Origin of the sequence: Kribbella caucasensis, assembly GCF_004361855.1 — a bacterium.
In the GTDB taxonomy this organism is placed as follows: Bacteria; Actinomycetota; Actinomycetes; order Propionibacteriales; family Kribbellaceae; genus Kribbella; species Kribbella caucasensis.
In genome coordinates, this window is sequence record NZ_SNWQ01000004.1 from 348,884 (window position 1) to 360,651 (window position 11,768).

At 68.1% G+C, this 11,768-nt stretch carries 5 protein-coding genes; 3 read left to right on the plus strand and 2 right to left on the minus strand.

Going from position 1 to position 11,768, the window contains the following annotated elements; genetic code table 11:
• Both topA and EV643_RS11515 read right to left on the minus strand, forming a co-directional pair.
• Entirely contained in the window at positions 1–2,748 is a 2,748-nt protein-coding gene (topA, locus tag EV643_RS11510; RefSeq protein ID WP_166665409.1) for a type I DNA topoisomerase, read from the minus strand.
• A 317-nt stretch (positions 2,749–3,065) separates the two neighbouring features.
• On the minus strand, positions 3,066–4,367 hold the full coding sequence (locus tag EV643_RS11515; protein WP_166665410.1) for an alpha/beta hydrolase family protein: 1,302 nt from the start codon (positions 4,365–4,367) through the stop codon (positions 3,066–3,068).
• Positions 4,368–4,520: 153 nt separating this feature from the next.
• Here EV643_RS11515 and EV643_RS11520 point away from each other — a divergent pair, with 153 nt between their 5' ends.
• The 3 genes from EV643_RS11520 (at position 4,521) to EV643_RS11530 (ending at position 11,757) form a co-directional block, all read left to right on the plus strand.
• Positions 4,521–8,270 carry an NPCBM/NEW2 domain-containing protein gene (locus tag EV643_RS11520; RefSeq protein ID WP_133799992.1) on the plus strand — a complete coding sequence of 1,250 codons (3,750 nt, stop codon included), beginning with the start codon at positions 4,521–4,523 and terminating at the stop codon, positions 8,268–8,270.
• A gap of 294 nt (positions 8,271–8,564) precedes the next feature.
• Positions 8,565–9,872, plus strand: a complete 1,308-nt coding sequence (locus EV643_RS11525) for a cytochrome P450 (protein WP_133799993.1) — start codon at positions 8,565–8,567, stop codon at positions 9,870–9,872.
• Positions 9,873–10,197: 325 nt separating this feature from the next.
• Positions 10,198–11,757, plus strand: a complete 1,560-nt coding sequence (locus EV643_RS11530) for a GGDEF domain-containing protein (protein ID WP_133799994.1) — start codon at positions 10,198–10,200, stop codon at positions 11,755–11,757.
• Positions 11,758–11,768 lie beyond the last annotated feature (11 nt).

Below are 11,768 nucleotides of genomic sequence, written 5' to 3' on the forward strand. Positions count from 1 at the left end.
TCACGACTTCTTCGCGGCGGCCTTCGTGGTCTTCTTGGCCGCGCTCTTCTTGGCCGTCGTCTTCTTAGCCGCTGTCTTCTTAGCGGCGGTCGTCTTCTTCGCCGGAGACTTTTTCGCCGTCTTCTTCACCGGCCCACGGGCTCGCTTGTCCGCGAGCAACTCAGCCGCACGCAGCAGCGAGATCGACTCGACCGAGTCGTCCTTGCGCAGCGTCGCGTTCGTCTCCCCGTCGGTGACGTACGGACCGAACCGGCCCTCCTTCACCACCACCGGCTTACCGGACTCCGGGTCCTCGCCCAGTTCCTTCAGCGGCGGCGCGGCGGCCCGGCGACCCCGTTGCTTCGGCTCCGAGTAGATCTTCAGCGCCTCGTCCAGGGTGATGTCGAACATCTGGTCCTCGGACTGCAGCGACCGCGAGTCCGTACCCTTCTTCAGGTACGGCCCGTAGCGCCCGTTCTGCGCGGTGATCTCCTCACCTGACTCCGGATCCTTGCCGACCACCCGTGGCAGCGACAGCAGCTTGAGCGCGTCGTCCAGGGTGATCGTGTCCAGCGACATCGACTTGAGCAGCGACCCGGTCCGCGGCTTGGCGCTCTTCGGCGCGTCCTCCGGCAGCACCTCGGTCACGTACGGCCCGAACCGGCCGGCCTTGGCGACCACCTTGAGCCCGGTGTCCGGCGTCGTACCGAGGTCGTGCTCGACACCCGACGGCTGGCTCAGCAACTCCAGCGCCTTGTCTACCGTCAGCTCGTCCGGCGGCAGGTCCTCCGGCACGTTGGCGCGAGCCTCTTCCGAACCCTCGACGTACGGGCCGTAGCGGCCGACGCGGACCACGATGCCGCTGTCCGGCGGGCCGACCGGGAAGGTGGACATCTCCCGGGCGTCGATCTCGCCCAGGTCGTTGACCATCGAGTGCAGTCCCTCGACACCGTCGTCGCCGAAGTAGAACCGGCCGAGCACGCCCTCGCGCTGCAGGTGGCCGGCCGCGACCTCGTCGAGAATGTCCTCCATCCCCGCCGTGAACGCGTAGTCGACCAGCCGGGTGAAATGCTCCTCCAGCAGCCGGACCACCGCGAACGCCAGCCAGGCCGGCACCAGCGCGGTGCCCTTCTTGTAGATGTACCCGCGGGCCTGGATCGTGCCGATGATCGACGCGTACGTCGACGGACGTCCGATCTCGCGCTCTTCCAGCTCACGGATCAGCGTCGCCTCGGTGTACCGGGCCGGCGGTTTCGTCTCGTGCCCGGACGCCAGCACCTCGATCGCCGGCAGCACGTCGCCCTCGGCCACGTTCGGCAGCTGGGTCTCGCGGTCGTCGGTCTCGGCCGACGGGTCGTCCGCGCCCTCGACGTACGCCTTCAGGAAGCCGTGGAAGGTGATCACCCGGCCGGACGAGGTGAACTCGCAGTTCTCCCCGGTCGAGGCGCGGGCGTCGATCTTGATCGAGACGCTGCGCCCCTCGGCGTCCTTCATCTGAGACGCGATCGTGCGCATCCAGACCAGCTCGTAGAGCCGGTACTCCGCGCCGGTCAGCCCGGTCTGCGCCGGGGTCTGGAACACCTCGCCGGCCGGCCGGATCGCCTCGTGCGCCTCCTGCGCGTTCTTCACCTTGGAGGTGTAGACCCGCGGCTTGTCCGGCAGGTACGACGCGCCGTACAGCTCGCGCACCTGGGCCCGGGCCGCGGTGATCGCGGTGTCGGACAGCGTGACCGAGTCGGTACGCATATAGGTGATGTTGCCGTTCTCGTACAGCCGCTGGGCGATCTGCATCGTCTGCGACGCGGACATCCCCAGCTTGCGCCCGGCCTCCTGCTGCAGCGTGGTGGTCCGGAACGGCGCATACGGCTTGCGGGTGTACGGCTTGGACTCGATCGCCCGGACGGTGAACTGCGAGTCGCGCAGCGCGGCGGCCAGCGCGGTCGCGGTCTCCTCGTTCAGGTGGACCGTGGTGCCACTCTTCAGCTCACCGGTCGCGGCGAAGTCACGACCCTGGGCGACCCGGCGGCTGTCCACCGAGACCAGCCGGGACGGGAACTGCCGGGGCGTCCGGCCCTCACCGGCGTCGAGGGTCGCGTCCAGGTCCCAGTACGACGCGCTGCGGAACGCGATCCGTTCGCGCTCCCGGTCGACCACCATCCGGATCGCGACCGACTGGACCCGGCCGGCCGACAGCTTCGGCATGACCTTCTTCCACAGCACCGGCGAGACCTCGTAGCCGTACAGCCGGTCGAGGATCCGGCGCGCCTCCTGGGCGTCGACCAGGGCCTCGTTGATGTCCCGGGCGCTGCTGACCGCGTCCTGGATCGCCTTCGGGGTGATCTCGTGGAAGACCATCCGCCGGACCGGGACCTTCGGCTTCAGCTCGTCCAGCAGGTGCCACGCGATGGCCTCGCCCTCGCGGTCCTCATCTGTGGCCAGGTAGAGCTCGTCGGCGTCCTTCAGCAGGTCCTTCAGCTTCCGGATCTGCGCCTTCTTGTCCGCCGGTACGACGTACAGCGGGTCGAAGTGGTCGTCGATGTTCACCCCGAGCCGGGCCCAGGGCAGTCCCTTGTACTTCGCCGGGATCTCGTCGGCGCCCTTCGGCAGGTCCCGGATGTGGCCGAAGCTGGACTCCACCACGTACCCGGACCCCAGGAAACCGGCGATCATCCGCGCCTTCTTCGGCGACTCGACGATCACCAGCCGGCGTCCGGTCGTCGTCGACGACGTACTACCGGACGATGTCTTCGTTCCAGTTGCCCCTGCCACTGCGCTCCTTGCCTGTCACCCTCGTCATGCCGTCAACGCCTGCGGCCGGACTCCTTGTTCCCCCAGGTTCCCCCGAGCGCAAACCGACCTGCCGAGGACAGAGTACGGCCGACAGCAACGCATTTCTCAACGCACGGTAACCGGTCGCGACGCCACCCGACGTATTCAGGTGACGGAAAGCACCGGAAACCCCCGCCCATCCGGTCACCACAGAGCAGTGTTTGACTCCTTCCCCGCCCCACCGCCCCGGTCGTTTGATTCACCCCGCCCGGACGACCAGCCTCTCAAGATACGTCATCGAGGCGGCGCGCAAGGGATCAGCGAGCGAACCGGACCTCCGGGAAGCGCGGCGACTCGGACCGCAGCAGCGACCGCGGCCGGTTCTTCAGGGTCTGGTCGAAGAAGGCGGCCAGATAGGTCCGCTGAGCGAACACACTGCGGCCCGGATCGACCCGGCCGACGATTCGCTCGATCAGCATCGGCCCGGCCGGCTCGTCGCCGTACACGGCCCGCATTGCCTGCGGAAAGATCACCTGGTTGTCGGAGAACGCCTGATGCTCGGACCCGGGCAGCTGCAGGTCCAGCTTCCAGCCGCGCTGCGCCTCCCAGAAGGCCGGCCAGGACCGGTCGTAGAAGTCCTTGTCCGGATCGGTCCGCTGGTTGGTGTCCGAGCCGAACAACAGGAACGGCCGGTCCAGCCCCCGCTTCGCGACCTCGCCGAGCGGGCCCTCTTCGAGGTTGTACTGCAGCATCCCGTCGAGATCCGCACCGGCCGCGAACCGCCCGTCGGCCAGCATCGTCTCGGCCCCGGTGAACCCACCGGCCGAGAACCCGAAGATGCCGGTCTTGCGCAGATCGAGCGCACCACCCAGCCCCTCGGGCAACCGCCTGCCGTCGACGTCCGGGTTCTGCCCAGCGGCGAGCCGCTCGAGTTGGCTCAACACGAACCGCGCGTCGGCGACCCGGGTCGCGATCGCCCGCTGGTACGCCGCTGCGTCGGGCTCACGCGTTACGCCGGGCACGAACCGTTCACCGGGGAACTCCACCGGGCTCTCGTGGGTGTGGTCCATCGTCACCACGACGTACCCGTGACTGGCCAGGTCCTCGACCAGCGCGGTGTTCTGGAACCGGCTGTACGGGTAGCCGGGTGAGAACAGCACCACCGGGAACCGCCCGTACTGGACGGTGGCTCCGACGCGGGAGTGAGTCAGCGTGTTCGCGTAGTCGAAGGTGCCGATCGGTTGCTCGAAAGCCTCGGCCCAGGGCGCGTCGGTGAACGCGGCGGTCTTCGCCGGCATGTATTTCGCGATCGGCTCACGCGCACCGGTCCTCGCCGGGTACCAGACGCTGATCATCAGCTCGCGCTTCCCGCCGGGCGCGGACAGGTCGTCGCGGGCCGGGTCCACCAGGTGCAGCTCCGTCGTCCCCAGGTTCTTCCGCCCGGTCGGCTCGGGCAGCTCGAAGGTGATCGGCTCGATCGCCCTAGCAGTGCGCTCAGCAGTGCGCTCCGCGCTGCGCTCGAGCGGCTCGGCGGCGTGCGCGACAGCGGGGACAGCCAGCAGGACAGTCAGGCACAGAGCCGCGGCCAGCGGCCGGCGAGCCACCCGATGGTTCGTCATGCGAATCATCGTCGCCGCCACGAACACTCGCGCGGGCCGCCGTCCGATGGAGACCACGTCTCAACTTCATGACAGCCGAGCTAGTGACAACAGCTGAGCAGGTGGGCTATCAATGAGCCAATCTTGTTCATTGATGCGTGAAGTGAGGCAGTCGTGAGCATTAGTGTCCGCGTTAAACGTTCAGCCCTTGTCACCGGGTCAGCCCTCGCCCTGATCGCGGGCGCCCTGACCACCACCGCCGCCGGTACCGCCGCGGCTCTCCCCGGAGACACTTCGCTCGGCGCCGTCACGGCCTTCGAAGCGGACTCCTCGACGTACACGCTCACCGCCGGCTCCGCGAAGGTCCGGGTGGCGTTCCTCAAGGACGACGTGTTCCGGCTCTGGCTGGCCCCGGACGGGACGTTCACCGATCCCGCCAACACGCCGCCGACCGACCCGAACGCGCCGGCCTCGAACATCGTCGCCAAGACCGACTACGGCGCGCCGCGCACGTCCTGGCGAGACCACGGCGGCTACTACTCCCTCAAGACGGACAAGATCGAGGTCCGCGCGAACAAGTCGCCGCTGCGCTTCTCCCTCTACCGCTCGAACGGCCAACTGGTCTGGTCGGAGACCGCGCCGCTGTCCTGGAACGACACTTCGGCGAACCAGTCCCTCGGCCGCGGCGCGAATGAGCAGTTCTTCGGCGGCGGCATGCAGAACGGCCGCTTCTCCCATCGCGACCAGACCATCCGGATCTCCCGCGACTTCAACTGGGAGGACGGCGGAAACCCGAACGCCTCGCCGTACTACATGAGCACCGCCGGGTACGGCGTACTCCGGAACACGTTCAGCCCGGGGAGCTACAACTTCACCGATCCGGTCGTCACCACGCACGACGGGAAGCGGTTCGACGCGTACTACTTCGTCGGCGACCTGAAGACCTCGCTCGACCGGTACACCGAGCTCACCGGCCGGCCGTTCATGCCGCCGATCTACGGGCTCGAGTACGGCGACTCCGACTGCTACAACCGCGGCCACTACGCGACCGATCCGGATCCCTCCAACGACTGGAAGGTCCACCCGGACAAGGTGACCACGCTGGACGCGGTGAAGGTGGCCCAGCGGTTCCGCGACGAGGACATGCCCGGCGGCTGGATGCTGGTCAACGACGACTACGGCTGCGGCTACTCCGACGACACCGAGTCCGAACAAGTCGGCGGTACGTGGTGGGGCAAGCGGGAGATCCCGCCGCTCAAGCAGACCGGTGACGAACTGCGCTCGCGGAACATCGAGATGGGCCTGTGGACCCAGTCGTCACTCGACCGTCAGCCGGCCGAGGTCGGCGAGGCCGGGGTCCGTGTGCGCAAGCTGGACGTCGCCTGGGTCGGCCCGGGGTATCGGCACGCGTTGAGCGCCTGCGACACCGCGCACGGTGGCATCGAGCAGTACAGCAACGCACGTGGCTTCGCGTGGATGGTCGAGGGCTGGGCCGGCGCCCAACGGTGTGCCGTGCAGTGGACCGGTGACCACAGCGGTTCGCTGGACGCGATCAGGTGGCAGATCCCGGCCATCACCGGCTCCGGCAACTCCGGGATCGCGTACAGCGCCGGTGACGTCGACGGCATCTTCGGCGGCTCCGGGACGAGCTACACGCGGGACCTGCAGTGGAAGGTGTTCAACCCGGCGTTCATGACGATGTCCGGTTGGGCGACCCCGGCGTACAAGCACCCGTGGACGTACGGCGAGCCGTACACCTCGATCAACCGCAAGTACCTCAAGCTGCGCGAGCGGTTGCTCCCGTACTTCTACTCGTACGCCGCCGAGGCGCATCGGACCGGTGCTCCGCTGAACCGATCCCTGGTGCTCGAGTACCCGAACGACCCGAACACCTGGGGTGACGCGGCGAAGTACGAGTTCCTTGCGGGCAAGGAGTTCCTGGTCGCGCCGATGTGGGGCGCCGACGAGGTGAAGAGCGGGATCTACCTGCCGAAGGGCCGCTGGATCGACTACTGGTCCGGCAAGGTCTACCAGGGCCCGACCACGGTCAACGGGTACCACGCGCCGCTCGACACTCTGCCATTGTTCGTCAAGGCGGGCGCGGTGGTCCCGATGTGGAAGAGCGGCATCAACGCAGCCGCCGAGCAGGCTTTCGGGGATCGGGTGACCGTTGACATCTATCCCGAGGGCAAGTCGTCGTTCAGCCTGTACGAGGACGACCGCGTCACGCGTGATTACAAGGAAGCGAAGTCGGCCACGCAACGGCTGGAGGTCGACGCCCCGATCGCAAGCCGCGGCGACATCACCGTCAAGATCGGAGCCAGCCGCGGTTTGTACACGAGCAAGCCGGCCACCCGTCCGTACGAGCTGACCGTCCACACCGGCACCGCCCCGAGCAACGTGTCGATCGGGGATGGCAAGCTCACCAAGCTGGCCAGCAAGGACGCGTACCTCGCTGCATCCACCGGCTGGTACTACGAGAACGGCGTGGTGCTGGTGAAGACCCCGTCGATCTCCACGTCGGGCGACGCCACGGTCCGCCTGTCCGACACCACGTCGGTCGGCGGCGGCAAAACGGTGACGGACACCTTCGGCATCCCCGAGCTCGTCACACCGTCCCTGTGGAACGCGCCCGGCCAAGCCACCGAGGTCACCGCGTCCTTCAAGAACGCCGGTACGACGACGATGCGCGACGTACGACTGGTTCCGAACCTGCCGGCCGGGTGGACATCGACCGGCACGAGCACGTTCGCCGCGGTAGAGCCGGGCAAGTCGGTGACGACCAAGTTGCAGGTGATTCCCGGCGCCGACGTGAAGCCGGCCAGCTTCACCTTGCGCCTGGACGCGTCGTACCGGGTGCATGACAACTCCTACGTCAACAGCGCGGTCGCAACGGCACAGTTGCCCTACGCATCGTTGTCGCAGGCGGCCAACGTGGTCGGCATCAGCAACGCGTCGACCTACGCCCAAGGCAACTTCGACGGCTCCGGCAACAGCTTCTACGGCGAGGCTCTGGCCGCAGCCGGCTACACCCCGGGCGCCACCCTCACCGTGCAGGGAGCGGAGTTCACCTGGCCGACCGGAGCACCCGGTACGCCGAACCTCGTGAAGAACCAGTCGGCCCCGATCCTCGTCACCGGGACCGGCTCCCACCTGGCCTTGCTCGGCGCCGGCGCCAGCCTCAACGCCAAGGGCAGCGTCACGATCCTCTACACCGACGGCACGCAATCCCAAGCACCACTGCAACTCCCGAACTGGTGCTGCCAGGATCCGACCACCGGTGGAGCCAAACTGGCCGTCGGGGTGAAGGGCCGTTACACGCAGGCCGGGTTGGCCAACACCACCACGGACTACCGGGTCTTCTACACCGCGGTCCCGCTGACGCCGGGCAAGACGGCGAAGGCGATCAAGTTGCCCGGCGGCGGACTCGGCTTCTTCGCGGCAACGCTCGCCGACAAGCCGTTGCCCCCGGCACCGACCGGTCAGCCATGGGTCAGCGACCTCGAGTGGATCGACTCGACGAACGGCTGGGGTCCGGTGGAACGGGACCGCAGCAACGGCGAGGACGGGGCCGCTGACGGCGGACCACTGACGCTCGACGGCACGCAGTACGCCAAGGGCCTGGGGACGCACGCGCCGTCGACGGTGAGCGTCCGGCTGGCCGGCAACTGTTCACTGTTCACCGCCAAGGTCGGGGTGGACGACGAGATGGAGGACCGTGGCAAGGTGAGCTTCAAGGTGCTGGTGGACAGCGTGACGAAGTACACATCGGAGCTTCTCACCGGAACCTCCCCGACGGCGCCCGTTTCGGTCGATGTGAGCGGCGGCCAGACCTTGACCCTGCAGGTCACGGACGCCGGTGACGGGATCACCAGCGATCATGCAGACTGGGCGGAGGCACGCCTGACCTGCGCAAACCCCTGACGTAACGGTCGAAAGCCCGGAGCGCATCCGACTTTCGGCTTGTCTGACCCTGATCGATCCCCGGAACCCACCTACCGCCCTACCAGGGGCGGGAACAGGTGGGTTCCGGTGGCATCGGGCCCCTTCGCCGTGACACTCTCTGACTCGGTACAGCCATGGCCCCCTCCCATGGTGGTGCCAACGCCACCATCAAAGTGGTGCCAACACCATCAGATCCGGTCATCGCTCCGGCTAGTTTCGTGACAGACGAAAGCCGTCGGGGGCAGCTGTTTCAGAGAGGGCGCGTGGGAGCCAATGGTTGCGACATACCTGAAGAAGTGGGTCGGCGGCCGGCTGTTGAACAGGACCACTCGAAAGGGTGGTCTTGATCTGTCGAAGATGCGGATGTTCCCGCGGCAGGTCTCGATGCCGCTGCGCCGGACCGGGGTCGACCCGGTGCCGGAGCTGGGCCGGATCCGCGAGGCCGAGCCGGTGCACAAACTGGCCCACCTGTTCGGGCTGAACGTCTTTGTGGTCAGCGGTCACGCCGAGGCCAAGGCGGTGCTGGCCGACACCGCGAACTTCTCCAACGACATCCGCCCGCTGGTCGGCTCCGACCCGAACAAGCCGTCCGAAGGGATCGGCGGCCTGGGCTTCACCGACCCGCCGGACCACACCCGGCTGCGCAAGCTGCTCACGCCCGAGTTCACCAAGCGCCGGCTGGCCCGGCTCGAACCGGCGATCGAGAAGATCGTCAACGACCAGCTCGACCTGATGGAGGCCAAGGGCCCGGTCGTCGACGTGGTCGCCGACTTCGCCTTCAACGTGCCGTTCCTGCTGATCGCCGACCTGCTCGGCGTCGAGGAGTCCGACCGCGACCGGTTCCGCGCCCTCGGCCCGGCCCGGTTCGACCTGTCCGGCGGCGGGATCGGCGTCTTCGGCTCGGCCAGCGAGTCCCGCGACTTCCTCTTCGAGATCGTCCGCAAACAGCGCAAGGAACCCGGTGACGGCCTGATCGGCTCGATCATCCGCGAACACGGCGACACCATCGACGACATCGAGCTCGGCGGCCTGGCCGACGGCGTCTTCCTCGGCGGCTACGAGACCTCGGCCAGCATGCTCGCGCTCGGCACCCTGGTACTGATGCGCGACCCGGACAACTTCGAGCGGATCCGCACCGAGCCCGATGCCGTCGACTCCATCGTCGAGGAACTGCTCCGCTACCTCACCGTCGTCCAGGTCGCCTTCCCGCGATTCGCCCGGCACGACCAGGAACTGTTCGGCCACCAGGTGAAGAAGGGAGACCTGGTCGCGGTGTCCCTGTCCGGCGCCGACCGCGACAAAACCGTCTTCGGCCTCGACGCCGAGGACTTCTGGCCCCGCCGCGCCGCTCCCGCCGCTCACCTGGCCTTCGGCCACGGCATGCACCGCTGCGTAGGCGCCGAACTGGCCCGGATGGAACTCCGTGCCGCCTTCACCGCCCTGGCCCACCGCTTCCCCAACCTCTCCCTGGCCATCCCCGAAGAACACCTCCGCTTCCGCGACTTCTCCATCGTCTACGGCGTCGAATCCCTCCCCGTCCAACTCCACCCCGCCGCCCAATCCCAACAGGCCGCCGGCTAACCCCGGACGCCGCTGTCGGCTGACACTCCGTCGACACCTCGCTGTCAGCTTGAACACCATCGCGGGACCTCGGACAGGCTGTTTCGTGTCCCACCTCCCCAGTTCTTGGTGACACCCCGTCGCAGGAACACGTGCCGAAGGGCTGGCGATGGGCGCCGTACCAATCCGCGCGTGAGGCTGGTTCGGTTGCTGGGTGTGTGTGGGTGGTTTCACATGGTCAGGGCTGGATTGCGGTTGGCTGGTGACAGGGGCGGTTCGCGCGACCACAATGGGCGGTCCACCCGGGCGGCGGGTGATTGACCGAGCAGGAGGCCGGGGGCGAGCGATGGGGATGGACTCCGGTCCGCTGACTCAGCGGATTGCCGCGGCGATGACGCTCGCGCAGTCGGGCGGGCATGCGGTCGCGGCTGCCGAGATCGACGCGATCCGCGCCGAGCTGGGTCCGGTACCGAGGTACGAGCTGGCCGCGGCGGAGTACGTCCGTGGGGTCACCGCGCATCACGCCAGCGACGCCGACGAGGCGCTGGCCGCGGTACAGGACTGCCTGCACGTGGCCCGGGCGATCGGCGAGCCGGGCTGGGAGGCGAACGCGCTGCCGATCCGGATCATCAACCTGGCCCGCAGCGGCCGCGGCGGCGACACCGTCAACGACCTGGTCGCGGCCGAGCACGCGTTGAACCGGACCACCGATCCCGGCCTGATCGCGTGGGCGCACACGGGTCTCGGGTACGCGTACGACGTACTGCGGCTGTTCGAACTGTGCATCCCGCACTACGAACTCGCGACCAAGCTCGAAGTCGACGTGTTCGAGCTCGCCGAGTCGCCCGCGATCGACCGGCTCAATCTGGCCGAGACGTATCTGCGCTGGGCCCACGAACTCGAGCGGCTCGGCGACCCGTCGTACGAGCGGGAGATCCAGGAACGACTCGCCTCCGCGGCGTACTGGGCGGCCCAGGCCGAGCAGGTGATCGTGGACGACGAGAGCCAGGAGTACTGGCGGCTCAGCGCCCGGCTCTGGCTCGCGGCCGCGGCCACGAACGACGATCCGGCCGCCGCGGTGACCGACCTGATGGAGTGCCGCGACCAGATCAGCAAACTCGGTGAGACCGAACGGCTCGCGATCGCCGGTGCGTACCTGGCCAGGGCGCTCGCCGCGGCCGGCGAGATTCCGGCCGCCCAAGCAGCCGCCGAGCGAGCCACGGATGACCTGATCCCGTTGGCCGATCCGTCCACCCAGTTGCTCGTCCTGCACACCAGATCGCAACTCGCCGCGGTCACCGGCGGCCGGGGAGCCCTTACCGGGTTGGCTTATGCGCGATCTGTTGCCCGCGGCTGGTGGCGGGAACGCCAGCGCGCGCTGAACGCAGTACGGCATGCGCTTGCCGTGCACGATCTGTCCGCCCGGCACGATGCGGAGTGGCACGCGGCCCGGCAGGATCCGCTGACCGGAACCGGCAACCGCCGGGCGATGGACGAGCGGCTCACGGCGGCCCGCGATTCCCAGCGTGCGGTGACGTTGCTGGCCATCGACGTAGACGACCTGAAGATCGTCAACGACACCTACGGGCACGCCTGTGGTGACGAGTTGTTGCAGGTTGTGGCAAATCTCCTGATAGAACAGGCGCGAGCCACCGATGCCGTGATTCGATCGGGCGGCGACGAGTTCTTCGTCGTGCTGGACCAGCCGGACGCCAAGGGCGGTCATTCGCTGGCCCAGCGGATCCGGGCCGGTGTGGCCGGGATCGCGGCCGGGACGGACAAGCCCTGGCTGGCCGCGTTGAGCCTGAGCATCGGGTACGCCGCGACCGCGGAAGGGATCGCGGTGGACCAGTTGATCGGGTTGGCAGACCGCCGGTTGTACAAGGACAAGCGCCGTCCCCGTTGAGGGAACGGCGA

Bases quoted from the DNA above. Each gene is read 5' to 3' on its own strand.
- EV643_RS11515 (WP_166665410.1), bottom strand. From the start codon at position 4,367: ATGACGAACCATCGGGTGGCTCGCCGGCCGCTGGCCGCGGCTCTGTGC.
- EV643_RS11530 (WP_133799994.1), top strand. From the start codon at position 10,198: ATGGGGATGGACTCCGGTCCGCTGACTCAGCGGATTGCCGCGGCGATG.
- EV643_RS11525 (WP_133799993.1), top strand. From the start codon at position 8,565: ATGGTTGCGACATACCTGAAGAAGTGGGTCGGCGGCCGGCTGTTGAAC.